Annotated in this window: 27 protein-coding genes and 1 rRNA gene; 1 reads left to right on the top strand and 27 read right to left on the bottom strand. The window is 40.5% G+C overall.

Annotation, left to right across the window (positions count from 1 at the left end; genetic code table 11):
• Window positions 1–37: 37 nt before the first annotated feature.
• The 17 genes from mfd to metG all read right to left on the bottom strand — a co-directional run bounded on the left by mfd (window position 38) and on the right by metG (window position 17,351).
• A complete protein-coding gene (gene mfd, locus J4G36_RS17875; RefSeq protein WP_210471783.1) occupies window positions 38–3,571 on the bottom strand; it encodes a transcription-repair coupling factor in 3,534 nt (1,177 codons plus the stop codon).
• 106 nt (window positions 3,572–3,677) lie between these two features.
• Entirely contained in the window at window positions 3,678–3,908 is a 231-nt protein-coding gene (locus J4G36_RS17870) for an anti-sigma-F factor Fin (protein ID WP_210471782.1), read from the bottom strand.
• A gap of 55 nt (window positions 3,909–3,963) precedes the next feature.
• Window positions 3,964–4,527, bottom strand: a complete 564-nt coding sequence (gene pth / locus J4G36_RS17865) for an aminoacyl-tRNA hydrolase (RefSeq protein WP_210471781.1) — start codon at window positions 4,525–4,527, stop codon at window positions 3,964–3,966.
• 84 nt (window positions 4,528–4,611) lie between these two features.
• On the bottom strand, window positions 4,612–5,250 hold the full coding sequence (locus tag J4G36_RS17860; RefSeq protein ID WP_210471780.1) for a 50S ribosomal protein L25/general stress protein Ctc: 639 nt from the start codon (window positions 5,248–5,250) through the stop codon (window positions 4,612–4,614).
• Window positions 5,251–5,343: 93 nt separating this feature from the next.
• Window positions 5,344–6,303 (bottom strand): ribose-phosphate diphosphokinase, encoded by a 960-nt coding sequence (locus J4G36_RS17855; RefSeq protein ID WP_210471779.1) that lies wholly within the window; start codon window positions 6,301–6,303, stop codon window positions 5,344–5,346.
• 13 nt (window positions 6,304–6,316) lie between these two features.
• Window positions 6,317–7,687, bottom strand: coding sequence for a bifunctional UDP-N-acetylglucosamine diphosphorylase/glucosamine-1-phosphate N-acetyltransferase GlmU (glmU, locus tag J4G36_RS17850; protein ID WP_210471778.1), 1,371 nt, complete (start codon window positions 7,685–7,687; stop codon window positions 6,317–6,319).
• A 298-nt stretch (window positions 7,688–7,985) separates the two neighbouring features.
• Entirely contained in the window at window positions 7,986–8,273 is a 288-nt protein-coding gene (gene spoVG, locus J4G36_RS17845; RefSeq protein ID WP_210471777.1) for a septation regulator SpoVG, read from the bottom strand.
• A 143-nt stretch (window positions 8,274–8,416) separates the two neighbouring features.
• Window positions 8,417–8,794 (bottom strand): RidA family protein, encoded by a 378-nt coding sequence (locus J4G36_RS17840; protein ID WP_210471776.1) that lies wholly within the window; start codon window positions 8,792–8,794, stop codon window positions 8,417–8,419.
• A gap of 1 nt (window position 8,795) precedes the next feature.
• Window positions 8,796–9,623, bottom strand: a complete 828-nt coding sequence (purR, locus tag J4G36_RS17835; RefSeq protein ID WP_210471775.1) for a pur operon repressor — start codon at window positions 9,621–9,623, stop codon at window positions 8,796–8,798.
• 56 nt (window positions 9,624–9,679) lie between these two features.
• On the bottom strand, window positions 9,680–10,546 hold the full coding sequence (ispE, locus tag J4G36_RS17830; protein ID WP_305792233.1) for a 4-(cytidine 5'-diphospho)-2-C-methyl-D-erythritol kinase: 867 nt from the start codon (window positions 10,544–10,546) through the stop codon (window positions 9,680–9,682).
• Window positions 10,547–10,712: 166 nt separating this feature from the next.
• Window positions 10,713–10,898: a small, acid-soluble spore protein, alpha/beta type gene (locus J4G36_RS17825; protein ID WP_210471773.1), complete on the bottom strand. Its 186-nt coding sequence runs from the start codon at window positions 10,896–10,898 to the stop codon at window positions 10,713–10,715.
• A 135-nt stretch (window positions 10,899–11,033) separates the two neighbouring features.
• Complete coding sequence (gene veg / locus J4G36_RS17820; RefSeq protein WP_172373713.1) at window positions 11,034–11,300, bottom strand: biofilm formation stimulator Veg; 267 nt, start codon at window positions 11,298–11,300, stop codon at window positions 11,034–11,036.
• 140 nt (window positions 11,301–11,440) lie between these two features.
• On the bottom strand, window positions 11,441–12,337 hold the full coding sequence (gene rsmA / locus J4G36_RS17815) for a 16S rRNA (adenine(1518)-N(6)/adenine(1519)-N(6))-dimethyltransferase RsmA (protein ID WP_210471772.1): 897 nt from the start codon (window positions 12,335–12,337) through the stop codon (window positions 11,441–11,443).
• Window positions 12,334–12,891, bottom strand: coding sequence for a ribonuclease M5 (rnmV, locus tag J4G36_RS17810; protein ID WP_210471771.1), 558 nt, complete (start codon window positions 12,889–12,891; stop codon window positions 12,334–12,336). Before rnmV ends, rsmA begins: the two co-directional genes overlap by 4 nt.
• A gap of 133 nt (window positions 12,892–13,024) precedes the next feature.
• Complete coding sequence (locus J4G36_RS17805; RefSeq protein WP_210471770.1) at window positions 13,025–14,311, bottom strand: resuscitation-promoting factor; 1,287 nt, start codon at window positions 14,309–14,311, stop codon at window positions 13,025–13,027.
• A 131-nt stretch (window positions 14,312–14,442) separates the two neighbouring features.
• On the bottom strand, window positions 14,443–15,213 hold the full coding sequence (locus J4G36_RS17800) for a TatD family hydrolase (RefSeq protein ID WP_210471769.1): 771 nt from the start codon (window positions 15,211–15,213) through the stop codon (window positions 14,443–14,445).
• Window positions 15,214–15,389: 176 nt separating this feature from the next.
• On the bottom strand, window positions 15,390–17,351 hold the full coding sequence (gene metG, locus J4G36_RS17795; protein WP_210471768.1) for a methionine--tRNA ligase: 1,962 nt from the start codon (window positions 17,349–17,351) through the stop codon (window positions 15,390–15,392).
• 274 nt (window positions 17,352–17,625) lie between these two features.
• Between metG and J4G36_RS17790 the strand changes: the two genes are divergently transcribed.
• Window positions 17,626–17,904 (top strand): transition state genes transcriptional regulator AbrB, encoded by a 279-nt coding sequence (locus tag J4G36_RS17790; RefSeq protein ID WP_210471767.1) that lies wholly within the window; start codon window positions 17,626–17,628, stop codon window positions 17,902–17,904.
• Window positions 17,905–17,940: 36 nt separating this feature from the next.
• On the opposite strand, the gene rsmI is transcribed toward J4G36_RS17790, so the two are convergent.
• The 10 genes from rsmI to rrf form a co-directional block, all read right to left on the bottom strand.
• Window positions 17,941–18,822: a 16S rRNA (cytidine(1402)-2'-O)-methyltransferase gene (gene rsmI / locus J4G36_RS17785; protein WP_210471766.1), complete on the bottom strand. Its 882-nt coding sequence runs from the start codon at window positions 18,820–18,822 to the stop codon at window positions 17,941–17,943.
• Entirely contained in the window at window positions 18,800–19,087 is a 288-nt protein-coding gene (locus J4G36_RS17780; protein WP_210471765.1) for a GIY-YIG nuclease family protein, read from the bottom strand. Before J4G36_RS17780 ends, rsmI begins: the two co-directional genes overlap by 23 nt.
• Window positions 19,071–19,817: a tRNA1(Val) (adenine(37)-N6)-methyltransferase gene (locus tag J4G36_RS17775; RefSeq protein WP_210471764.1), complete on the bottom strand. Its 747-nt coding sequence runs from the start codon at window positions 19,815–19,817 to the stop codon at window positions 19,071–19,073. The genes J4G36_RS17780 and J4G36_RS17775 overlap by 17 nt, the downstream gene beginning before the upstream one ends.
• A gap of 59 nt (window positions 19,818–19,876) precedes the next feature.
• Window positions 19,877–20,239, bottom strand: a complete 363-nt coding sequence (yabA, locus tag J4G36_RS17770) for a DNA replication initiation control protein YabA (protein WP_210471763.1) — start codon at window positions 20,237–20,239, stop codon at window positions 19,877–19,879.
• A 14-nt stretch (window positions 20,240–20,253) separates the two neighbouring features.
• Window positions 20,254–21,081, bottom strand: a complete 828-nt coding sequence (locus J4G36_RS17765; RefSeq protein WP_210471762.1) for a PSP1 domain-containing protein — start codon at window positions 21,079–21,081, stop codon at window positions 20,254–20,256.
• Window positions 21,074–22,081 carry a DNA polymerase III subunit delta' gene (holB, locus tag J4G36_RS17760; RefSeq protein ID WP_246880712.1) on the bottom strand — a complete coding sequence of 336 codons (1,008 nt, stop codon included), beginning with the start codon at window positions 22,079–22,081 and terminating at the stop codon, window positions 21,074–21,076. Before holB ends, J4G36_RS17765 begins: the two co-directional genes overlap by 8 nt.
• A 195-nt stretch (window positions 22,082–22,276) precedes the next feature.
• Window positions 22,277–22,606, bottom strand: coding sequence for a cyclic-di-AMP receptor (locus J4G36_RS17755; RefSeq protein WP_172373751.1), 330 nt, complete (start codon window positions 22,604–22,606; stop codon window positions 22,277–22,279).
• Window positions 22,607–22,658: 52 nt separating this feature from the next.
• A complete protein-coding gene (gene tmk / locus J4G36_RS17750) occupies window positions 22,659–23,291 on the bottom strand; it encodes a dTMP kinase (protein ID WP_210471760.1) in 633 nt (210 codons plus the stop codon).
• 1 nt (window position 23,292) lies between these two features.
• Window positions 23,293–24,729, bottom strand: a complete 1,437-nt coding sequence (locus J4G36_RS17745) for an aminotransferase class I/II-fold pyridoxal phosphate-dependent enzyme (RefSeq protein WP_210471759.1) — start codon at window positions 24,727–24,729, stop codon at window positions 23,293–23,295.
• Between the two features lie 370 nt (window positions 24,730–25,099).
• Window positions 25,100–25,215, bottom strand: a 5S ribosomal RNA gene (rrf, locus tag J4G36_RS17740).
• Window positions 25,216–25,222: the final 7 nt, after the last annotated feature.

Genomic DNA, 25,222 nt, shown 5'->3' with positions numbered 1-25,222 from the left:
TATGCATCAAATTTGGACAAAATATGCAACATTTCCTTTAGACGGATTTTGAAGTAGCAGTTTCCTTTTTAGCAGTCGCCAGTAATTCCATTAAATCTTCTAGAACATCGAACCCGGTTCGCTTACCTGTATGGCGTTCGTCAACAGTTACCAGGAGTTGATCGTTCTCCATCGAAAATCCTATGGCGCGGCCCAAATCAAGTGTATCCGATACTAATTTTGCGCCATCTGTACTGACTGTGCCTTCCGAGGTTAGCTTGATTACAATTTTTGATTGTTGTTTTTTAATGGATTCCACACCTGATGCTTTCGCCCATGCTTTTATTCGCGAAATGCGCAGAAGAATATCGACTTCTAATGGTAAGTCGCCAAACCGGTCAATCATTTCATCAACAAGCTCGGAGTAATCTTCATCGCTTTCGACAGCTTTAACACGTTTATACATTTGAATCTTTTGGAAACCGTCATGAATATAATCATCTGGAATATAGGCATTCATTTGCAACGATATTTCAACATCTGGAATATCTGCTTTCACAATACCTGTTTGCTTCTCCTCAATTGCCTCTTGAAGCATTTGTGAATATAAATCAAAGCCGACAGAATCGATAAAGCCGTGTTGCTGGGAACCAAGTAAATTTCCAGCACCGCGGATTGATAAATCGCGCATCGCAATTTTGAATCCGGATCCAAGTTCAGTAAATTCTTTAATCGCCTGCAATCTGCTTTCCGCTACTTCTGTTAACACTTTGTCCCGCCGATAGAGAAAATATCCATAAGCCACACGATTCGATCGTCCAACACGACCACGTAGTTGGTATAACTGCGATAAACCCATTCGGTCAGCATCATGAACGATCAACGTATTGACATTCGGTATGTCAATTCCTGTTTCAATGATTGTCGTTGTGACAAGAACATCATATTCACCTTCAAGAAAGCTTAAAATTGTCGATTCAAGGGCAGCTTCGCCCATCTGTCCGTTAGCGAAGCCTACGCGGGCTTCAGGCACAAGTTGTTTGATTTCTTCAACCTTTTTTGTCATGTCTTCTACGCGATTATATAAGTAAAATACTTGTCCGCCTCTTCCCATTTCGCGTTCGATCGCTTCACGTACAAGCGCAAAATTATGTTCCATGACATATGTTTGAACAGGAAAACGGTTTGCAGGCGGTGTTTCAATGACAGATAGATCCCGTACGCCAAGCATTGACATATGAAGTGTACGAGGTATCGGTGTTGCCGTGAGCGTCAGGACGTCTACATTCGTTTTAAGCTGCTTTAAGCGTTCTTTATGCGTAACACCGAATCTTTGCTCCTCGTCAACGACAAGTAGGCCCAAGTCACGGTAAACTACATCCTTGGATAATAGTCGATGTGTGCCGATAACAATATCGACTGTACCCGCTTTTAACCCTTTTAAAGTTGCAGTTTGTTCTTTTTTTGTTCGGAATCGGTTCATTAAGGAAACTTCCACCGGGAAGCCCGAAAATCTTTCCTTCATTGTTTCATAATGTTGCTGCGCTAGAATTGTTGTCGGAACTAAGAACGCTACCTGTTTACCATCTAACACCGCTTTAAATGCAGCACGGATTGCTACTTCTGTTTTTCCATAACCAACATCACCGCAAAGCAGCCGGTCCATGGGACGCAGTCTTTCCATATCCTCTTTTATTTCTTTAATTGAACGAAGTTGATCCTCCGTCTCATCGTATGGGAAAGCATTTTCAAAGGATCTTAGCATATCATCGTCTTTGGCAAAAGCATGACCTTCCTCGGATTCCCGTTCCGCGTAAAGTTTGATTAGGTCATCCGCAATATCTTTAACAGCAGCTGACACTTTGCTTTTCGTGCGCTTCCAGGCCGCCCCGCCAAGCTTGTGTAACGTCGGTTCTTTTTCTCCGGAAGCTATATATTTTTGGATTAGATCAATTTGATCAGTTGGAACAAACAACTTATCTGTCCCTCGATATTCAATATGAAGATAATCTTTAAAGATACCAGACACTTCTAGTGTTTCAAGTTTTTTATAACGTCCAATTCCGTGATGTGCATGAACAATATAGTCACCTGGTTTAATTTCCGAATAACTTTTTATCCGTTCAGCATTTGACATCTTTTGAGGGCGTGCCCGTCGTTTAGCTTTGCCTTTAAATAATTCAGCATCTGTAATGACGGCAATTCGTTGAAGTGGTAATTCAAATCCTGCAGATAAATCACCATCAATTATTTGTACCCTTCCACTACTGGATGAACTTTCCGATAAATCAGCTTCCATATCGTAATCTTTTAATATCGATTGCACTTTCTGCATTCGTTCGGTCCCATCAGCAATTAGAAATACACGATATCGCCCTTCTTGCCAACGGTCCATCTCATTTTTCAATAAATGCATTTGACCATGAAATTGTTGCATCGGTTTACAGGAAACGGTGATCGTTTTCTTCACAACTATTCCCGGCGTCGTTCGAATGAATAAGGATAAATAGAGTTTTTGTTGGTTAAGTTGTTTTTTCAAGTCACTAAATGAAAAAGAAAGTTTTGCCGAGTGGACAATTTTACCTTCTTCGAGAAGTGAAGCAAACCATTGCTCTTCCTCGACTTCAAGTGCTTCTAAAACTTCTGTGATTCGTCCGATTTCATCAAATACAAGTAAGCCTTCTTGTGGAAAGTAAGCGCCCAATGTTGCGGGTTGGTTTTTGGAAAAGGATGCGTATTTCAAAATATCTTCAGGTGCCGAACCGTCTCTCATTTGGGCGATGTCAGCCGTGATGTTTTGTAATAAGCGCTCTTTTGCTTCAGTGTCTTTCATTTTCTTCAAACTATCCGCAAGTGCTACTTCGAGATTTTCGGCCATCATCAATACGTCCTCATCCGTCCAAACAAACTCAGAAGCCGGCAATATTGAAAGAGCCTTTAACTTTCCAGTCGAACGCTGATTATCTGCGGAAAATGTGCGAATTGAATCGACTTCGGTATCGAATAATTCAATTCTGACCGGATCCTCCATGTGGATTGGATATAAATCCAAAATTCCCCCGCGGAGCGCAAACTCGCCGGGTGCCGTAACCATCGGTTGTCGTGAATACCCCATAAAGACGAGCTGATTTAGCCAATTTTCAACGTCAATTGTAGCCCCTTCTTCTACTAGCAAACTATTGCCTAACCAAGAATCTTTACGTGGTAAAAGCTTTCTCATTCCTGCAATCGGCGTAATATAAATCCCTTTACCAACACGCGCCATATGATCTAGTGTTTCAATCCGTTGCGCTCGTAGCTCATAACTTGAAATAGAGAAGTCAGCAGCAACGAGTTCTTCAGCCGGATAAAGGCGAACAGAAGAAACACCGAGCATTTTCACTAAATCTTCATATGTACGCTGTGCTTGTAACAGGTTTGGTGAAATGATGAGAATCGGTTTTTCAATCGTTTTTTGTAACGACTCAAAAAAGACCGGTTTAGCCCCGCCTGATAACCCGGCGATAAGTTGACGGTCTTCACCCTTTTTCAACTCTTCTACAAGATTAGTAATCTCGCTATTTTGTAAATATAAATCAACAAGCGCTTCCAATATACACACCTAACTTTCATATTAAAAAGGGATTCATTGATATTTGGTCTTTCGAAAATAAAATCAGAAAAAGCTTTGGACGTCTTTTACGCGCCAAAGCGAAAACCTATTGAATCCACTTAGTAAATGTATAATAATCCGGAAAACTTTGAAGGGTACGTTCACATTCTTCACATATGCAGCGAACAGTTAAATCCCCGTCTTTTCCTACTTTTAGAAAACGTTCTTCTTCTTTACGATCCAGTTCTTCCAACAAACGAAGCGTCTCCCTGGCCGATTCAAATGGAAGTGAACCAACTTCGGTTTCGCAATGTCGGCATCGATAACGAATTGTCACTTTGTCACACGCCCCCTTTTCTCAAAGTATAGGCGATTTGTGACGTTATTATTCTCTATTTGCCATTAAAATTATTCATGACATCTAGAAATGGTGTCTTAATCCATTCTTCACAAGCCTCTGCGCTTGTTAAGACTGCTTCACGAATAATTGATGCCTCGGCTTTCGAAAAATTTGAAAGAACATAATCCGAAATTTTCATGCCATTCGTGGGTCTTCCAATGCCCATGCGGATTCTATTAAATTTATCCGTTCCAAGATGCGCTATAAGTGATTTCATGCCATTATGGCCACCAGCACTCCCTTTTTGCCGAAGGCGGATTTCACCTGGAGAAAAGTCCAAATCATCGTAAACAACAACAATTTGATCAAGTTCCACATTATAATAATCCATTAACGGTCGAACACATTCGCCGGATAAGTTCATATATGTCAGCGGTTTGACAAGCATGACTTTTTCCCCGGAATGATGGATGACCGAATACATGCCATTAAACTTCGACTGCATCGGCGGTGAACTTAATCGTTTTGCCAGTTCATCGATAACATGAAAACCAATATTATGTCGCGTGTCTTCATACTGCTTTCCCGGATTTCCCAAACCAATTATCATTTTCATCAGTTTTCTCTTCCTTTTCGTTGTGCTGATACTTCATAGAAATAGAAAAGAGGCGTGCGGAGAACCGCACGCCATTTCTTTATATTATTCTTTGTCTTCTTTGTCTTCGCCAATTACTTCAGGCTCTGCGCTTACATCTTCAGTAGCTTCATCAAGTGCCTCAAGCTCTTCTTCTGAACGTGGAGCTGAAATTGTTACAAGTGCATAATCATCATCACTTAAAATTTCATACTTAGATTTTTCACGGATATCCGCAACAGTGATTGTGTCACCAATTTCTAGGTCTGAAATATCAATGTCGTAAGCTTCTGGAATGTCAGATGGTTTGACTTTGATATCCAATTCCCAGTTTGGTTGTGAAATAACTCCGCCTTCTTTTTCGCCTTTTGACTCTCCAACAAGATTGACATGAACGCTAACTTCGAGTTCTTCAGTCATGTTGATTGCCAGGAAGTCCGCATGAAGGACTGTACCTTTTAATGGATCTGCTTGATAATCGTTTAACACGACGTTTACTTCGTTGCCATCTACTTGAAGTTTCATAACTCCGTTACGTCCTGTTACACGCAATGTTTTAAGTAGATCACGCTCATTTACAGAAATTGAAGTTGCCTCCGTATTATAACCGTATACAACAGCTGGTACGAAGCCGGCTGCTCTTAATTCAGTAATTGTTGAGTGTTGTCCTTTTACTCTAAGTTCGGACTGTATTGTTGTACTCATTTTACATAGTCACCTTTCCAAATATGGTAGTATTTTATCTTAATTTTATATATTTTAGACTGTTCTATAGGTTACAGTATACACCTACACTTGTCAATCAAATAGCGTACTTACTGATTTCTCTTCAAAAACACGCACGATTGCATTACCAAGCAGTTTAGCAATCGAAAGTTGTTTTAATTTCGGTGAATGTTTATGTTCGGGAAGTTCAATGGAATTCGTCACGACAAGTTCAAGTATTTGAGAGTTATCGATGCGCTCAATTGCGGGTCCTGACAATACAGGGTGCGTACAACATGCGTACACTGCTTTTGCACCACTTTCAATTAACGCATCAGCCGCCACAGTGATTGTACCAGCTGTATCAATAATGTCATCAATAAGAATCGCTACTTTTCCGTCGACTTGGCCAACAATACTCATCACTTCTGCAACATTCGGACGTGGACGACGTTTGTCTATAATCGCAATCGGTGCTTTCATACGATCCGCCATTTTTCGCGCACGCGTCACGCCACCGTGATCGGGTGATACAATAACAAGTTCGTCTTTATTAAAACCTTTTTGCTGGAAGTATTCCGTCAAAATTGGTTCTGCAACTAAATGATAAATTGGAATATCGAAGAACCCTTGAATTTGAGGGGCGTGCAAATCGATTGCGATGACTCGATCTGCGCCTGCTGTTTCAAGTAAATTCGCTACCAATTTTGCTGTGATTGGCTCACGTGGACGAGCTTTTCTGTCTTGGCGCGCATAACCGTAATATGGATTGACGACATTAACCGTACGTGCCGAGGCACGTTTAAGGGCATCAATCATAATTAGTAATTCCATCAAATGTTCATTGACAGGGTCCGACGTTGATTGGATTACAAAGACATCACAGCCGCGGATACTTTCTTCAATATTGATTTGGACTTCACCGTCGCTAAATCGTTTAACCGAACTTTTTCCTAGTGGACGTCCAATTTCTTCAGAAACCTCCCGTGCAAGTGTTTCGTTGGAATTCAAAGAAAATATCTTTAGTTTGTCATTTGAATAATGATTAGCCATTATGGTCCCCCGTTTAATTGAGTTTTAGTTTTGAAACATAGCCTTCTTTATTATCTTGTCGCGCTCGAGCGATTGCAAGTGAATCTTCTGGAATATCTTTTGTTATTGTCGATCCGGCGGCGACATAAGCGCCTTTCCCGACTGTCACCGGTGAAATAAGATTTGAATTGCAGCCAATGAATGCATTATCTTCAACTATCGTTGTATGTTTCTTCTTTCCATCATAGTTGACTACAATCGTACCGCATCCAAAGTTTACATCTGTACCAACGATCGCATCACCTATATAACTCAAGTGCGCTGATTTACTACCGTCGCCCAGTGTAGATTTTTTCACCTCAACGAAGTTGCCGATTCTTACATGATTGCCCAGGTTGGATTCCGGACGAATATGCGCAAATGGACCAACTGCAGTATTTGAACCAATGCTACTCTCTAAAATTACAGATGAATGGACTGTCGACTCATTGCCAATTACACTATTAACGATTTGGCTGTTCGGTCCAATCGTACAACCTTCACCAATTTTTGTAGTACCTTCAATCATTGTCCCTGGCTGTAAAATCGTATCACGACCGATTTCTGCATCGGCACTAATATAAGTGTTTTCTGGACTGATAATCGTTACGCCGTTTCGCATATGCATTTCTGCTAGACGATTTCGCATGACGCCTTCCGCTTGGGATAATACTACACGATCATTCACGCCAAGTGTTTCGCTGAAATCACTCGTTACATGAGCTGAAACGCGCGCACCTTCAGCTTGTAAAATTCCGATAACATCCGGAAGGTAGTATTCGCCTTGGGCATTGTCATTAGTTACTTTTTTCAGGGTTTCAAATAAGGATTTATTATCAAAACAATACGTTCCCGTATTTATTTCTGTGACTTCTAGTTCTTCTTTTGTTGCATCTTTATGTTCGACATTACGAAGTACCTGACCGTCTTCTCCGCGAACGATTCGACCATAACCTGTTGGATCATCGGCATGCGCTGTCAAAATTGTCGCTTTTGCGCCTGATTCATTATGATGGGCAATCAAGGCCTCCATCGTTTCTGAGCGGATTAGCGGTGTGTCCCCGCAAACAACAATCGTCGTCCCTTCAAGATTTCCTAACACGCTATCGGCTTGCCCAACGGCATGCGCAGTTCCTAGTTGCTCTTCTTGTAGGACATATTCACTTTTGGCACCAAGTGTTTGCTCCACTTGTTCGGCACCGTGACCGACAATGGTCACAATCCGTTTTGCTTCAAGTTTCTTTATATTATCTATTACATGTGCAACCATCGGCTTTCCGCAGACAGGGTGGAGCACTTTGTATAAATCGGATTTCATTCGCGTACCTTGTCCCGCAGCGAGAACGATGGCATATGTATTCGACATAGACTAGCCTCCAAATTGAAAGGGCTTTAAGCGCAACCCTCTTTATTTTGGGATAAAAATCGATAGCAATCCCACATTATTCACTCTTGACTATAGCGGAAAACTGCAACTTTTTCAACCGTCTTCTATTGACATTTCAATTTAAGTATTTTAACATTGTGTTTTTCAATTCTAACAATTTAATAAAGAACCTATCGCAATGCGCAATTTGGTATTTGGACACGACAAAAACTGCCTATAAATTTATAGGCAGTCAACATTTAATATGGGCGATTATAGATATATTTTTATAATTGCGTTAAACATTTACTTCTTCAAGGACGGCATCCTCTTGCGCTGATAAATGATACGCTGCCAGTACCGCATCTTGAACGATTAAACGCATTGTAGAATTAATGGGATGGGCAATATCGCGAAATTCACCATCTGGCGTCCGTTTGCTTGGCATCGCAACGAACAATCCATCATTCCCATCAATTACCCGGATATCATGAACGACAAACGCTTCCTCAAATGTTATCGACGCGATTGCTCTCATTCTGCCTTCTGTATCTACTCTCCTTAATCTTACATCTGTTACTTTCATCTCATGCCCCACTCCTTCTGTCTATTTATAGTGCCTTTAAACACTATTCAACAAAAGAAAGCGATTTCCTTCTAAAATTCACATAATAATAAAATTAAATTGAAAACACCACCTGGATTGATTCCGGGTGATGTTTTTTGTTATTATTCGTTCGCTAACGCGATAACTTCAATTTCAATTTGTGCATCTTTTGGTAATCTAACAACTTGAACACATGAACGTGCAGGTGTATGTTTGCCGAAATGCTCTGCGTAAATATCATTTACAGCAACAAAGTTGTCCATATCCGTTAAAAACACCGTCGCTTTTACAACTTTTTCAAGCGAAGAATTCGCTTCCTCTAAAATTGCTTTTAAGTTTGCGAATACTTGATGCGTCTGCTCTTCAATTGTCCCTTCAACAAGTAAACCATCTGTCGTTACCGGGATTTGACCTGACGTATAAATGAATCCATTGACATTAACTGCTTGTGCATACGGGCCAAATGCTGCTGGCGCCTTGTCTGTCGCTACATATTTCATATTATTTTCCACCCTCCGCAAAATAGTTACCCTCGCTTATTTGAATTGTCCGATCCTTTTCATTCACTTCGCAAAGTTTAGCGAGTGAAAGATACTGATCGACAAGGATATCCTCATGGTGTTCCGCCTCTACGAGTACGGCAATTCCAGCTAGTTTACAATCGAATTCTTCGACTAAACTTTTCATGCCCAACATGGTCCCGCCCGCTTTCATAAAATCATCTGTTAGGAGTACATTTTGTCCGCTAGACATGCTTCTTTTTGATAAGACCATTGTTTGTATTCGACGCGTTGATCCGGAAACATAGTTAATACTTACGGTAGACCCTTCCGTGACTTTACTATCGCGGCGAACGATGACAACAGGAACATTGAGATGGCGCGCAATCGCATTTGCAATCGGAATCCCTTTTGTTGCAACTGTCATAATCACATCTATATCTTTATCGGCGAATGCCGATGCAAAAACTTTTCCGATTTGATTCATGAGCCGAGGATTTCCGAGAAGATCTGCCATAAACAAATAACCGCCCGGCAACAGTCGGTCAGAATGACTTAATTCACTCATGAGGTCGGTTATGACATGCTGTATATCCGCATCAGCCATTTGGGGTATATATTTTACGCCACCTGCTGCACCAGTCACTGTCACCAATTTCCCTGTCCCTTTCTTCTCAAACGTTTCTTTGATAATCGTTAAATCTTCACTAATGGAAGACTTTGCTGATTGAAACCGTTCGGAAAAGAATGTCAGTGGAATTAGTTCGTGTGGACTGTCCAATAAATGCTGTGTCATATCAACGAGTCTCTCACTTCTTTTCCATTTCATATGACCAACTCCTAAGGCACGAATGTTTACTGGTAGATTATCACAAACATACGTGTTTAATCAAGGGAATGCCGTTCTCCTATCATTCGTATCGCATATACTTCGCGGCAAAATCCTTTTAATCCATTGTAAATACGCGGTACCCTGGATTCATGTTTAACCAAACCGTAGACTGTCGGACCGCTACCACTCATTAATACTGCATCTGCACCAAATTTCTTCATTTGCTCTTTCAGTGTAACAACTTCGGGATAAAGCTTCATCGTTATAGGTTCCAACACATTGCCGAGCGTAGCACACATGCTTTCATAGTTGGCAGTTTCGAGCGCTTCTATCATACCCGCTGTGTTTGGATGAGCCAAGTTATCGATATTCAAATTACCGTATATATCGGCAGTAGAAACGGAAATTGAAGGCTTTGCTAGAATGACCCAACAATTCGGCGGCGTAGGAAGATTTTGAATGACTTCCCCGCGACTCGTAGCAAGCGCTGTTCCGCCGTAAACGCAAAATGAAACATCCGAACCAATTTCCGCGGCGTGCTCCGCTAGTCTATCCAAGCTGAGATCAAGCTTCCATAGTCTGTTGAGTCCTCGAAGTGTAGCCGCTGCATCAGAACTGCCGCCTGCCAGCCCTGCTGCAACCGGGATACTTTTCTCCAGAATAATTTCTACTCCTGCATGAATCTGATACACTCGCTTTAACAATTCGGCCGCTTGATAAGCCAAGTTTTTTCGATCAGTCGGGATAAAAGGTTGGGATGTTTTGACCACAATCCGTCCATCTTCCCTGGAACGAAACCAGACCCTATCCGCCAAATCGACAGTTGTCATTACCATTTCAACTTCATGGAAACCGTCATCGCGTTTATGTAATACATCAAGCGTCAAGTTAATTTTAGCTGGCGCCTTCTCATAGAGCAGCATCCGGCTCCCTCCAGTATCGAATGTCTTTATTCCCTATTTTACCATACGATAACAGGAATGCATTAATTGCACCTGATTAATTTTAAAAGGACTGTCCAATCGTTATCAAGCGATAACGACCGGACAATCCTAATTCATTGTCAACCTTTGGATTTCGGGTGTATTACGATGATCCTTTGCCTTCAGAAACGCCACGTTCTGCCATTTCAATAGCACGCTTCACCATATTACCAGCATCTCTTGCCTTAATGCCGCCCCAACCTTCTTGCTCAACAACATCGTAAAATCCAAGCTCCTTAGCAATTTCTACTTTCAGCTGCTCAGACATTATTCCCTGTTTTCTCGCCATTCGGTTTTCCTCCTTTTCGGCTGACAATTGTAGTATGACTCTAAACGCGGAAAAAACACCTATTAAGGCATTCTGGAATAGAATGCTTAATAGGTGCTCGTACTGTAAATAATAATCAATTCATGAGTGCTGAAATTATTTGACGATGAATGCTGTTTGATCGGATCCGTCCATTACAGTTATTTCAACCGCATCGGTTAAAATATCCGCATAGCTATAGGACACGCGTTCAAATGCATTTTCTTCCTGGTCCAGTTCCACAACAAATACTGCTCGGTACGTTTCACTCAAGACACCAGTTCTTTCAATCGTTCTTCTCCGGCCACCGTTTACCTTTAAGTGCAAACGTTTACCAAGATGAGAATCCAATAAATTCTTAATGTCCGCTAATGTTTTTGGCATTTCGCTAACACCTCACTACATATAACTATAACACATTCAAAGATTTCTGTCAATTAAATCGTTCATTCTAACAATATGGCGATATCTTTGTCAATTGTTTTTTGTTATAAAAGTGATTTTTATTAAATAAAGATACAATTTTATCCTTTACTTAATTCAACAAAAAAGTCTTTATACAACTCGTTCGAAAGTGTTGCAAACTCTTCAACCGACAACGTTTCGCCTCTTCTGCCCGGTTCAATATGAGCACGTTCCAACGCATCGACTATCAGTTCTTTTTTTAGTTTTCCGTCTGGTAAAGACGATTGTAAATTGTTTAAGATGGTTTTCCGTCGTTGAACAAATGAGCCCCGGGAAATACGGAAAAGGAAATCTTCATCAATTACTTCCGCTGGAGGCGTTGCTTTTCTTGTCAAACGGAGAACCGCGGACTCCACATTCGGTTGAGGCACAAACACAGTTTTCGGGACAATCATTGCCACTTCTGCGTCCATATAATATTGAATCGCAATCGACAACGACCCATAAGCTTTCGTTCCAGGATTTGCCGTTATTCGATCAGCCACTTCTTTTTGCATCATGATAATCATGCCCGTAATCGGTATTTTTTCGAGCAAAAACTTCATAATAATTGGAGTCGTTACGTAATACGGAAGATTCGCTACCACCACAACTTCGTCAAAGCCTTCGAAATGTTCTTCCATAGCTTGCAGTAAATCCGTCTCGAGTATATCCTGATGGACAACAGTTACGTTATCATATGGAGACATTGTATCTTCAAGAACGGGTAATAAACGTCCATCAATTTCAAATGCGACCACTTTTTTAGCAGCCCTAGCTAAATGTTCAGTTAGCGCGCCGATCCCCGGTCCGATCTCAATTACGCCTACATTTTTAGACAACTGAGCATGGGCAACAATATTTTCTAAGACATTCGGATCTATTAAAAAGTTCTGGCCCAAACTCTTTTTGAATGAAAAACCGTGGCGTTCCAAAATTTCTTTTGTCCTCGCCGGAGTCGCAATATCTTTAGTCATTTTTCTTCCTCCTTGTCGAGAACTTGCACTGTATCTTTTAATTTCTCTTTGCTAATACGAAACATTTCCAACCGCTTTTTCAAACCCTTACCATTCACCTGACCAATTTGCAGTAAATCACTTAGACGCTCCCTGCGCCTACGCGCATTCGGATGTCCAATCAGGTTTGCTTCCATTAAGTCAACAAGTGTAATCTCGACAACTGGCGCATCTTCCACAGTATAGACAGACCGAATCGCTTCACGTATATCTTCATCGCACGCGTGTTCAATTCCAAGCCCTTTGCCATTTTTGGCAATCGTTTTTTTCTTGGCAAGAAAAGCATGTTTCACCGTCGGAATTCGTTCTTCTATAATGGCTCGTATTCTTCTACCAGGATAGTCGGGATCCGTGAACACAATGACACCACGAACGTCCTCGGCATGTTGAATGCGTATAAGCGTATCTTCATCGATAGCAGATCCATTTGTTTCAATCGTATCCGCACCGGTCGCTCTTTTAACAGCCACCGTATCCGATTTTCCTTCGACAACAATCACTTCTTTTATATTCACAAGCCGTCCTCTTTCCATACATTCTTCACATAATTCTACCCTGCATACAAGAAGATGTAAAAGATAACACCAAACAAGACTTCATTGAATACAAAATAATCCGCAGGACAGTATATCGTCCTACGGATATCTTTTAATTAATGACTTTAATTTTCACTTGTTTGCGTCCAAATTTATACGCGGCTTCTTTCGTTGGGAAATGCAAATCGATTTTCTTCCCTTTAATCGCTCCGCCCGTATCTCCAGCAATCGCATGACCGTATCCTTCAACCCAAACCTTAGACCCTAGCGGAATGACAGATGGGTCAACAGCAATCACTTTTAAATTCGGATTATTTTTCAAGTTGATCCCTGTTGCTGTAATCCCAGAACAACCATTGCAATAGGCCGTATAAGCTGTTGCTGATACGTAAAACTCTTTGCCACTTGATGGCTCTGCCGATTTACTTCGTGACACGCCAACACTACCTGTACTTTTCGCTTTCGGTTTTGCTTTTGCATTGTTTGCAGGTGCAGCCGAAGCAGCAGGCGTAGCGCTTGCGACGACTACTTTCGTTCCAACGGCGACGACTTTCTTAACCGGTTCTTTAAGCGTTTTTTCACTCGTTACTTTTCTGGAAACTTCTTTACCGTTTTCCATAACAACTTCAAATTCTCGTGCAATTTTTCCTTTTTTACCTTCTTGAACGACTTTTTCGCGTCCTTTAAGTAAACTTTTGTCATTACGAGTTTCAACGGCAAAATCCGCTGATTCTTCCACTACATCGGTGACTTTTTCCACTCGTACAATTTCAATAGTTGATCCCGGCTGAATAATATCATCTTGCTTACCTTCCAAGCGGTCAAACTCTTTCAATTGAATATCTTCTCTTTTTAAAAAGTCAGCGACCGTAGTCGAAGTTGACCAATATTTCTTCTTATCTTTTCCATCAATTAACGTAAAATCATACGCTTTTTCAACGGAAATACTACTATTCTCGTTTAGCTTCTCGTCTAAACTAGGGCTGACTTTATCAAACTTAGACAATTCTATGTCAGCTTCTGCCAATACATTGCCCACTGTTTTTTCTGTCGTCCAAATATATATGTCTTCTTGATTATCTAATTGAATTGCTACCTTTTTTGCCTGTTCCCACTTGATCAATGAACCATTTTTGATTGGGGATTCTATTGAGGGACTAACATTATCGTGTTCTGAAAGTACTAATTCACTTTCAGATAGAAGTTTTCCGACAGTTGGTGCATATGTCTTAACTTCTTCTGTTTCACCATTTACAACAAGCGTAACTGTTTTTTTATTTCCCTCATAGAGTGCTAGGGAAATAACTAAAACAAATATTGTTGGGATGATGGTGAATGTCGCGATTTGTTTACTCCTCAATGACTTAAAGAATAGGCTTTTCATAATACTACTTAGCATGAAAAAAACTCCTCCTCTATCACCTGTGTGATTATATAGGTTCCTATTTTGCATGTCAACCATTAAAGATTCATTTATTAATAGAATTAGGAAGTGCTTAATATGCAAAGTATGGTAAATTAGTTTCCATTTTATTCATCTATATTAAATATTTTTAATGCGTTTTCCGTTGTCGCTTCTGCAATCGCCTCGACTGGCAACCCTTTTAACTTTGCAATTTCTTCTGCAACTAGTTTCACATATACGGGTTCATTGCGCTTTCCGCGGTATGGATGCGGCGTCAAATACGGTGCATCTGTTTCGATTAATAACTTATCCAAAGGGATTTCTGCAGCAACTATTTTTGGCATTTTGGCATTTTTAAATGTTACGGGACCACCAAGTGAAATCATGAAATTCATTGCGATGCATTCTTTTGCTGTTTCAACGCTCCCGCCAAAACAATGCATAATCCCGCCCGTCGTTTCCGCCTCTTCTTCTTTCAAGATACGAACAACATCTGCAGTCGCATCTCGGTTATGAATAATAATTGGCAGATTAACTTTTTTAGCCAGCTGAATTTGCTTTCTGAAGATATCTTGTTGAACATCTTTTGGAGACTTTCCCCAATAATAGTCGAGCCCGGTTTCTCCGATGCCGACAACTTTAGGATGCGCTGCAAGCGATTCAATCCACTTTAAGTCCTCTTCTGTACAATCGACTGCATCTACCGGATGCCAACCAACAACAGCGTATATGAACGGGTAGCGCTCCGCGAGCTCCATAGCCCGATTGATTGTTTTATGATCAAATCCGATCACAACCATCTTCGTTACACCCGCATCAAGAGCGCGTGTAATCACTTCGTCAACATCCTCTTCATATTGATCTGCATTTAAATGAACGTGCGTATCTATATACATAGTTCTCTCTCCTCATGACATAATAATCATAGTCTAGCCAAATATTTCTTTCTTCTCATCAATATTACATTTACATTACAATTATTATAAAGTTTTGTATAATCTCGTCATACGTTGCATTTGGATAATTAGAAACGGCGACCTTTCCCTAATAGGAAATAGCCGCCGTTTTTATTTTATTTAACTTGTGCACCATTTTCTAGTGCCGGGTCAACTGTTGCAAGTTTTAATACACCATCTGAACTCCCCGCTAAAATCATCCCTTGGGACAATTCACCACGTAGCTTTACAGGTTTTAAATTGGCAACAACAATTACTTTCTCACCGATCAATGCTTCAGGTTCGTAATGTTCAGCGATGCCTGATACAACTTGTCTTTGTTCAAATCCAAGATCCACTTGCAATTTTAATAATTTATCCGTCTTCGGAATTTTTTCGCATGCCGTTACCGTTGCAACGCGTAAATCGACATTCATGAAATCCTCGAACGAGATTTCATCGCTCACTTCCTGGTATTCGACTTCTTTCGACTCTTCTGCTTCTTTCGGTGCCGTCACAGCCATCTGTTCGCGAATATACTCAATTTCCACGTCTGCATCGAGCCTTGGGAAAATCGGGACACCTTTTTCAATGACTTTTACGCCAGCAGGAACGTGATTGAAATCTCCTAACGTTTCCCATTTAAGCGAATCCTCTTCAAGACCTAACTGCTCGATAACTTTTTTAGGAGAATTTGTCATAAATGGTTGCAACAAGACTGCAATATGACGGAGTGATGCTACTAGATGGGACATAACTGACGCAAGTTTCCCACGCTCATTTTCATCCCGTGCCAAAACCCACGGCGTCGTTTCATCAATATATTTATTCGTCCGTGAAACAAGCGCCCACAAATCTCCGAGTACAGTACTAAATTGCATTGCTTCCATAGAAGCTTCATATTTTTCTACTGTTAAATTCATGAAATCAGTCAATGATTGATCGAATTCTGTTTCAATCAAACCTTCAGCAGGAACAGTACCATCGAAGTATTGATTGATCATTGATACAGTTCGATTTAACAGGTTCCCTAAATCATTCGCAAGATCATAATTCGTTCGTTCAACAAATGATTCCGGTGAAAAAACGCCGTCTTGACCAAATGGCAACTCACGTAAAAGGAAATAACGTGTCGCATCCAGTCCATAACGCTCAACGAGCATCTCTGGATAGACAACGTTCCCTTTAGATTTCGACATTTTACCATCTTTCATCATGATAAAACCATGTGCAAATACCTTTTTAGGCAGCGGTAAATCAAGTGCCATTAAAAAGATTGGCCAGTATATAGTGTGGAATCGAACAATATCTTTACCAACGACATGTACGTCAGCAGGCCAATACTTGTTGAATAAAGTATCGTCATCAGATGCGTAGCCTAGCGTTGTAATATAGTTTGTGAGTGCATCAACCCATACATAAATAACATGCTTTGGATCACCAGGTACTTTAATTCCCCAATCAAATGACATCCGAGAAACCGATAAATCTTCCAGACCTGGTTTGATAAAGTTATTAATCATTTCATTTTTCCGAGACTCCGGTTCGATAAAATGAGGATTCTCATTATAGTAAGCCAATAATCGATCTGCATACTTTTTCATATTGAAGAAGTAGGATTCTTCTTTAACCCTTTGAACGGGACGGCCGCAATCCGGGCAGTTCCCATCAACTAGTTGCGCTTCAGCAAAATAGGATTCGCAAGGCGTACAATGCCAGCCTTCGTATTCGCCTTTATAAATATCCCCATTGTCTAAAAACTTCTGGAATATCTTTTCAACGCTCGCCTTATGATGTTGATCTGTTGTCCGGATAAAGTCATCATAGGAAATATCCATTAGACGCCAAACTTTTTTAGCACCTTCAGCAATCCCATCTACAAACTCTTGCGGAGGAAGCCCTGCCGCCTCAGCAACCTCTTGAATTTTTTGACCATGCTCGTCCATCCCTGTTAAAAAGCGGACATCATATCCACGCAGTCGTTTATAACGCGCCATCGCGTCAGAAGCAACGGTCGTATAGGCCGTGCCGATATGGAATTTTCCACTTGGATAATAGATAGGCGTTGTGATGTAAAATGTTTCTTTTTGTTTTACCATGAAAATTCCTCCAGTAATATTGTATGTAATTCTATTCTATCTAAGTAATTAAATTGATACAACGTTAATCATTTAGCGTATCTAATCGTTTACAAATATAAATTTGCTATAGATTATTATTCCTAGTATATTAATTTATTAAAAAAGTACCATGAATTCGAGTTTTTTTGATTGACGATAATTGGATGAATTGTTATGATTAATGACAGACAATAACAAATGCAGAATTGTCCGAAAAGAATTCAAACTAACTGTTGGGGAAGGAGTTCTTCTAATGAAATCTACTGGTATCGTGAGAAAGGTCGATGAACTCGGGCGCGTAGTTATCCCTATCGAATTACGTCGAACACTTGGAATTGCACAAAAGGATGCCCTAGAAATTTACGTCGATGAAGATAAAATTATTTTGAAGAAATATATGCCGAATATGACTTGCTCGATTACCGGTACTGTATCAGATGATAATTTAAGTCTACTAGATGGCAACTTGATTTTAAGCCCTGAAGGCGCAGAAAAACTTATTACACAAATTCAAGAGCGTATAAAAAAGTAATATATTCAGCCGAGACGGAATCCCGTTTCGGATTTTTTAATCCTTTTCAACGTGAAAGACTCTGTACACATCTCGTCTACTCATTGCACGCTCACTTGCCACTTCCCGAATAGCCTCTTTCGATCGAATTCCTTTTCTTTCAATTAATTCAGAGACATGTTCTGAAACACTTAATCCATCCCACCAAGCTATTACAACTTCTTCTGAATCCGATCCATCATTTCCTTCAAGAACGATGCAAAATTCACCGCGTATATTGTTTGATTCTACCCAATTGATAGCTTCCTCAAGCGTTCCGCGTAAAAACTCCTCAAATCTCTTCGTCAATTCACGTGCTAAAACAATTTTTCTTGTCCCCTCGACTTGTTCACTTAACGCTCGCAATGATTCTTTTAGCCGATGAGGTGCTTCGTATAACAAAATCGTTTCTTCACGATTCTTCAATTTTTCAATTTGCGCACGACGTTCATTTTTATTGCGCGATAAAAAACCAAAAAACATAAAGGGTTGAGAAGTTAGACCGGAAGCCACTAATGCGCTAATCGCAGCGTTCGCACCGGGAACTGGAACGACATCGTATCCAGCTTTAATGGCTTTACTCGCAATGTCCGCACCCGGGTCGGAAATACATGGCATGCCGGCATCGCTAACAAGCGCAACGGATTGTCCGTTAGCAAGCATGGTCAGTATCTTTTCTCCACCTGCTTCTAAATTATGTTCATGATAACTTATTAATGGTGTTTTTATCTCAAAATGATTGCATAACTTAATCGTATTTCGCGTATCTTCCGCAGCAATCGTATCCACTTCGTTTAGAATGCGGATCGCTCTGAAAGTTATATCTTCGAGATTACCGATTGGCGTGCCAACTAAAAATAACTTCCCGCCATTCAATTCAGCACTTTTTTGTGATTTCATTGCCAGCGACCTCCTTCTCAATATAACGTTCCTTCGCACTTCTAGTTAATTGCTTAAACTGATATTCCGCTTGCATTGCCTCACGCTTTGTTTCAAACGCTTCAAAGTAAATGCAGCGAACTGGACGCTTCGCCCTCGTGTATTTGGCACCTTTGCCCTCATTATGTACACGTACTCGGCGCTCTAAGTTATTTGTATAACCCGCGTAGTACGATCCGTCTTTGCATTCAAGCACATAAAAAAGATGTTCAGCCGTTTTCTCCATAAAGTAAACGCCTCACTTCTTCTGTATAATTGCCTTCTTGATCATACACATAAAGCGGGGGAAGTATTTTCAAATCTGGCTTTCCATCTTTAGTTCCTTCTATTAATAAGGTGTTTGCATCCTTCCCCGCCTTTGAATACACCAATTGTATTCGTTTCGGTTCAATGCGATAGGCGCGCATCGATGTAACAATATCAAGTAATCGACCCGGTCTATGGACAAATGCGGCGCGCCCACCTTGTTTCAAAAGTGCGCTCGAGGATTGGATCGCTTGGTCTAACGTTAAATAAATCTCATGTCGTGCAATTGCAACTGGTTCAAGTAAATTTTTATCACTTGCTTCATGCGCGGGAAAATAAGGAGGATTGCATGTCACCAAGTCATATTTATCATACCCGATTTTTTCCGCAATACCGATAACATCATCATTTACTATTTTTATTTGCGCTTCAAGCTTATTGTACTGGACACTTCTTTCTGCCATACCCGCCAACCGTTCTTGCAACTCGATAGCCGTTATCTGCGCATTTGTACGTGCACTTAGAAATAGCGGAATTGCACCATTTCCTGCACAAAGATCAACCACTTTTCCCAAGCGGCCTGGGACATGCGCGAATCTTGCGAGTAACACTGCATCTAGCGAAAATGAAAATACCGATGGACTTTGAATAATCCTTAAGTTTTCTGCCAATAAATAATCCAGTCGTTCATCACCTTTTAATACCGTCAAACCAATACGCCCTCCAAATGAAAAAGCCGATGCCTACGTTACAATAGGATCGGCCAAGTTCATACATTTTGTTTATTTAAAAATGATAGACAGAACAGGCAGTCTTCTCCTTTTCGAATGCTACCATAATGAACATTGCAAACATGAAAACCTTCATTATAGAGTCGAGCTAGATTATCAACGCCTTCTCCGACATCAACCGAATTTGTCTTTTTCTCATGTTGCTGTTTCTGCAAATTCTTTTCACTTTGTCTATCCATATCTTCAAGCCGTTGTCGTAGATGATGGTTTTCAAGTTGAAGCGAATGGTTCTCTTCCGTCATCTCAGCGATGAATCCCATCAATTCGCGGAATTGTATACTCATGGCGTCAAGCTGTTGCTCAAACTCCATTACTCTGTCGAGAAAATTCCTTTCTTTCAACTATTCCACCTCCATCATTTTATTAAATGAACCATCTTATTTGCCGGATCCATAATTTCTTCCAATGTATATTCAAGAACATGTTCTTCATCTAACAATCTAACTTGTAGAAGACGTTCCAGTAAGTTCAAACCAATAACCCTTCCAGGTCCTTCTGGCGTATCTATACGCGCCCCGATATCAGGCATTAATTTTTTTGCTTCTTCATAATCGTCATTCTCATATTTCAAGCAACACATGAGACGCCCGCATAATCCAGAGATTTTTGAAGGATTAAGCGATAAGTTTTGATCTTTTGCCATCTTGATTGAAACAGGTTCAAAGTCTCCAAGGAATGTAGAGCAGCAAAGCATTCTACCACATGGTCCAATACCGCCAAGCATTTTTGCTTCATCTCTAACACCAATTTGTCTCAATTCGATGCGGGTACGAAAAATAGATGCTAAATCCTTAACAAGATTTCGAAAATCGACCCGACCCTCTGCTGTAAAATAAAAAACAATCTTATTTCGATCGAATGTATATTCAACGTCAACGAGCTTCATTTCAAGATTATGTTCAGAAATCTTACTGACACCTGTATTGAAAGCTTTTTCAGCCTCTTGTCGGTTTTCATCTACTTTTTCGATGTCTCCCTCCAAAGCAGGACGAACTACTTTTCTTAATGGCAAGACAACATCATTTTCGCCAACTTCCCTTGGCGGTATAACTACTTTTCCATATTCGACGCCGCGTGCTGTTTCGACAATTACGTATTCCTCTATGTTTAATTCAAAATCAAGTGGATCGAAATAATATATTTTACCCGCTTTTTTAAAACGGACTCCTACTACTTTATACAACGAGTAACCCCTCCTGCATATTGAGCACCAGTTGTTCCATAAGAAGCATTCGATTCATATTGCCATGCATCTGCCTCTTTGCCTGTAGAATAGCTTCCATCTTGACAGACAGTTCGTTATACGTCATTTTCATCGCCAGGCCTTGAAAAAATTCCTGCTGGTCCGGATACGCCGGAATCGATTGCAATCCCGTTTTAAATACAACAATATCTCGATATGCATATAACAATAAATCAAGCGCACGGTCTGTATCATCTTTTTCTTTTATCTGACGAGACCAATCCGATTGGATGAACAACAATGCCTCATGAACATTTCGTTCTGATGCCATAATCAATTTTAACACTGTTTTTCGCATATGCGCAAATGCATCATCTTGGGCGATGAGAATAGCTTCCTCTATATCAGCAGTTACCATTGTAACAGTAGCCGCCATCGAATTTGTTATTCCTTTTTCAGCAAGTGCTGAAATCATCATTTCCCGAGAAGGCGGAAGAAATGAAATACGCTGGCAACGAGACCGTATCGTTGGCAACATCGACTGATAGGAATCAGTTAACAAAATTGCCGTGACATCACCATCTGGTTCTTCCAAAAACTTTAATAGCGTATTTGCTGATGAACTATTCATCCGGTCTGCACGTGAAACGATGTAAATCTTTCTACCTTGTTCATAACCTTTTTTCTTCATTTCCATAATAAGCTCATCTATTTGTTCTTTTTTTATTTGTTGTCCATCAGGTCGCGTAATGGTTACATTGGGGTGATTTCCATTCGACACACGTCTGCAGGAATTACAGTTTTCACACGGTCTATAGTCATCAGGATTTTTACATAGAAGCAATTTTGCAAAGTATAATGCTGTCGCTTCTTTTCCAGTCCCATGTTCGCCATCAAACAAATAGGCATGTCCAATTCTGCCGTTTTTATAAGATGCATTAAGCCTATCGATGACAGGTTTTTGACGGTTTATAATATGATATTGTTCTTTGTTTTCCAATATAACTTCCACCTCCGTGTTCCCAAAAAAACCGTGTTTACGCATGAATACACGGAAAAATTAATCGCTCCATAAAAGAACTTTTGTAAACATCCTCATTCATTTAGCAAGTTACGCGACACTCGGATAGATGAATCGGTAGCGCATCCAAGCATCTCGTAAATTGCCTATATAGCTACAGAATGTCAAATGATATTAAAAGTGATGAAAGTGTTCAATTGGCAGGACAAATACAGTTGCTCCTCCAACTTCCACTTCAACAGGATAAGGAATATAGGAATCTGCATTGCCGCCCATTGGAGAAACCGGGGCAACCATCTGATCTCGTGAACGACAATTTTCTCGGATAAGTTCTAAAGCTTTCTCAACTAGACTATCATCAGTACCGATTAGGAATGTCGTATTTCCAGACCTCAGAAACCCACCTGTACTGGCAAGTTTAGTCGCCCGAAAATCATTTTTCGTCAATGCTGCCGACAAACGGTTACTATCCTGATCCTGAACAACTGCTACTATTAATTTCACGGTCATCTCTCCTTTTTCCCTCTTTCCCTTTATTATACCATGAATAGATACATTACATCAGCCTCGGCCTAACAATTCTCCAAACATTCTCTATTACATCTTTTTCTGGCAGTCGTGCATCAGTTTTAATAATTCTATTCGGATAACGTTGAATCAGTTCATGATAGCCTTCATAAACCTTTTCGTGAAAACTAATATTTTCTTTATCTAATCTATTCATCTCACGCTCATTATTTCGCGCAATGCGTAAAAGTCCTTCCGCTGGACTAATATCAAAAAATACGGTTAAATCCGGCATCGTATTTTCAATTGCAAATTGATTAATTTGAAGGACTTCATCTATTCCAAGGCCTCTTGCATATCCTTGATACGCAAGCGAACTATCAATAAACCGATCACATAATACGATTGACCCGCTATTTAGTGCTGGTATCACTTTTTCAACAAGATGTTGTCGTCTTGCGGCAGCGTATAATAGCGCTTCGGTTTTCGCATCCATTTCAATATTGTCCGTATCAAGAATAACCGTTCTAATCTTTTCCGCTATCTGGATTCCACCAGGCTCGCGCGTTAGAACAACCTCTTTATTTTCTGCTTTCAATCGGTCATATAACTTCGAAATAACCGTTGTTTTACCAGCCCCCTCAGGTCCTTCAAAGGTGATAAATAACCCGTTCTGTTTCATTTTATTCCTCCGCCTCGTTAGTTACGACAAAAATTTGTTTTTCATGTAATCGAATTGCCCCTTGAAATCTTGCCCCTGTTGCTAATAGTGACGTGAGAGACTGTAAATGATACTCAGTAATTCTTTCTCCAGCCAACAATAACGGGATGCCAGGTGGATAGGGGATTAGTGAAGCAGCCGCTATCTTTCCAACTGCTTCTTCATATGGAATCCACTCTGCATGTAGTTTTTCGACTTCTTTCATTATATAGCAAGGCTTTGAAATTAATTGGTCAAATACTGGTAACCCGGGCAGTTGCCTCTTCACCTTTGAATTAATCATGTCCTCAATAGCCTTTTCAATTCTTTTCACTGCTTTTTCGAAAGGATACTCCTGTCCTTTTTTAAGAAGGGGAAGCACGAGTAGCACCTGATAGAAATCAGCTAATTCTGCGTAGACGCCAACCTGATCTAGCGCTTTTTGTAAATCATAACCCGAGTATCCATTCACCCGCAACATTAGTTTTAATGAATCGTCTGTTTCAATTATTTCCAGATGCCCTGTTTCAGTTAAGCGCTTTAAAAAAACTGCTCTTCTTTTCATGAAATCTCTTCCGTCTTCCACCGCATACGATTCTACATACTCTCTCGCGTCATCAAGCGAAGCCATTAGAAGATACGAAGGACTGCTTGATTGCAGCATCTGCAAATATCGTGCAACTTTTTCTGGGGTAATCAGATTTGAGCGCACATGTAAAAATGAGGCCATCGTCAACGCCGGCAAAGTTTTATGCGCTGAATGGACAACGATATCTGCCCCTAAATCAAGTGCCGATGTAGGAAATGGTTCACCTATAGCGAAGTGAGCACCGTGTGCCTCATCTACCAGGACTGGAATTTCTCTTTCATGACAAAGCCTAATCGTCTCTTCTAGTTTATCACCCGTTGTTCCATAATACGTTGGATAGGTAAGAATGACTGCTTTTGCCTCTGGGAAACGTGTCAATGCATTTTTAACTTGTTCTGGAGTCACAGTTCCAGCCGTTTTTGAAGCGCTATCCCATTCCGGACTTATAAAAACTGGCCTGGCTCCTGTTAGTTCAATTGCATTAAAAATCGATTTATGCGCATTCCGCTGCACGATTACAGTCTCGCCTTCAGCACAAGTCGCATAAATCATCGCTAAATTTCCAACCGTCGAACCATTTATCAAAAAAAAGCTTTTATTTGAACGATAGAAATTGGTTAACTTCTGCTCTGCTTCTCGAATAACACCTTCCGGCTGATGTAAATCATCAAGCCCTTCAAGTTCGGTAAAATCAAAAGTGAGTGCCGTGCGCAACTCCATTGGCAAACCCGTTAACGCACCATTTTTATGTCCAGGCACATGGAAAGATATTGGATCCGCTTCTTTAAACTTCATTAGTCTATGGACAAGCGGTCGATTTGCATAGTCCATTAGAAAACCACTTCCTTTTCATATTTCTATTATAGAGGTTGCTACACCATTAATCGAGAGGTGCCGCCTAAAGAGAGTGAATGAATCCTCGTTTAACTTAAATGGTGAATTATGTAATTGTAGTTTTTTTACTTACTATTATTTGTGTTTAGTCGTTTAATAGTGTGCTTTAGTCGCTTAAGAGGGAATTTGATTGTTTTGAAGTTGACTTTAGTCGTCTCTGCGCTTAGTTTAGTCGTTTCGGAAGAGTTATTGGTTGTTTGCTAGTTTTATAACCTCAACAATTACCATTTTTTCATAAGGTTTATCAGTTGATTTATTATAAATAAACAAAAAAAGCCACTACCCTTAAGGTAATGACTCTTTAAGTGCCTAGCAACGTCCTACTCTTGCAGGGGGAAGCCCCCAACTACCATTGGCGCTGAAGAGCTTAACTTCCGTGTTCGGTATGGGAACGGGTGTGACCTCTTCGCTATCGCCACTAGACTACCTG

Source organism: Sporosarcina sp. 6E9, from assembly GCF_017921835.1.
Classification (GTDB): domain Bacteria; phylum Bacillota; class Bacilli; order Bacillales_A; family Planococcaceae; genus Sporosarcina.
This window is presented reverse-complemented; position numbering and strand designations above follow the sequence as displayed.

Bases quoted from the DNA above. Each gene is read 5' to 3' on its own strand.
- metG (WP_210471768.1), bottom strand. From the start codon at position 17,351: ATGGTAAAACAAAAAGAAACATTTTACATCACAACGCCTATCTATTAT.
- veg (WP_172373713.1), bottom strand. From the start codon at position 11,300: ATGCCAAAAACATTAGCGGACATTAAGAATTTATTGGATTCTCATCTT.
- J4G36_RS17800 (WP_210471769.1), bottom strand. From the start codon at position 15,213: ATGTATATAGATACGCACGTTCATTTAAATGCAGATCAATATGAAGAG.
- J4G36_RS17790 (WP_210471767.1), top strand. From the start codon at position 17,626: ATGAAATCTACTGGTATCGTGAGAAAGGTCGATGAACTCGGGCGCGTA.
- spoVG (WP_210471777.1), bottom strand. From the start codon at position 8,273: ATGAAAGTAACAGATGTAAGATTAAGGAGAGTAGATACAGAAGGCAGA.
- J4G36_RS17805 (WP_210471770.1), bottom strand. From the start codon at position 14,311: ATGCTAAGTAGTATTATGAAAAGCCTATTCTTTAAGTCATTGAGGAGT.
- J4G36_RS17860 (WP_210471780.1), bottom strand. From the start codon at position 5,250: ATGAGTACAACAATACAGTCCGAACTTAGAGTAAAAGGACAACACTCA.
- J4G36_RS17840 (WP_210471776.1), bottom strand. From the start codon at position 8,794: ATGAAATATGTAGCGACAGACAAGGCGCCAGCAGCATTTGGCCCGTAT.
- J4G36_RS17780 (WP_210471765.1), bottom strand. From the start codon at position 19,087: ATGGAGAAAACGGCTGAACATCTTTTTTATGTGCTTGAATGCAAAGAC.
- tmk (WP_210471760.1), bottom strand. From the start codon at position 23,291: ATGAAACAGAACGGGTTATTTATCACCTTTGAAGGACCTGAGGGGGCT.
- J4G36_RS17745 (WP_210471759.1), bottom strand. From the start codon at position 24,729: ATGGACTATGCAAATCGACCGCTTGTCCATAGACTAATGAAGTTTAAA.
- glmU (WP_210471778.1), bottom strand. From the start codon at position 7,687: ATGTCGAATACATATGCCATCGTTCTCGCTGCGGGACAAGGTACGCGA.
- rsmI (WP_210471766.1), bottom strand. From the start codon at position 18,822: ATGAAATCACAAAAAAGTGCTGAATTGAATGGCGGGAAGTTATTTTTA.
- J4G36_RS17825 (WP_210471773.1), bottom strand. From the start codon at position 10,898: ATGGCGAGAAAACAGGGAATAATGTCTGAGCAGCTGAAAGTAGAAATT.
- J4G36_RS17855 (WP_210471779.1), bottom strand. From the start codon at position 6,303: ATGGCTAATCATTATTCAAATGACAAACTAAAGATATTTTCTTTGAAT.
- rsmA (WP_210471772.1), bottom strand. From the start codon at position 12,337: ATGACTAAAGATATTGCGACTCCGGCGAGGACAAAAGAAATTTTGGAA.
- purR (WP_210471775.1), bottom strand. From the start codon at position 9,623: ATGAAATGGAAAAGAAGTGAGAGACTCGTTGATATGACACAGCATTTA.
- pth (WP_210471781.1), bottom strand. From the start codon at position 4,527: ATGAAAATGATAATTGGTTTGGGAAATCCGGGAAAGCAGTATGAAGAC.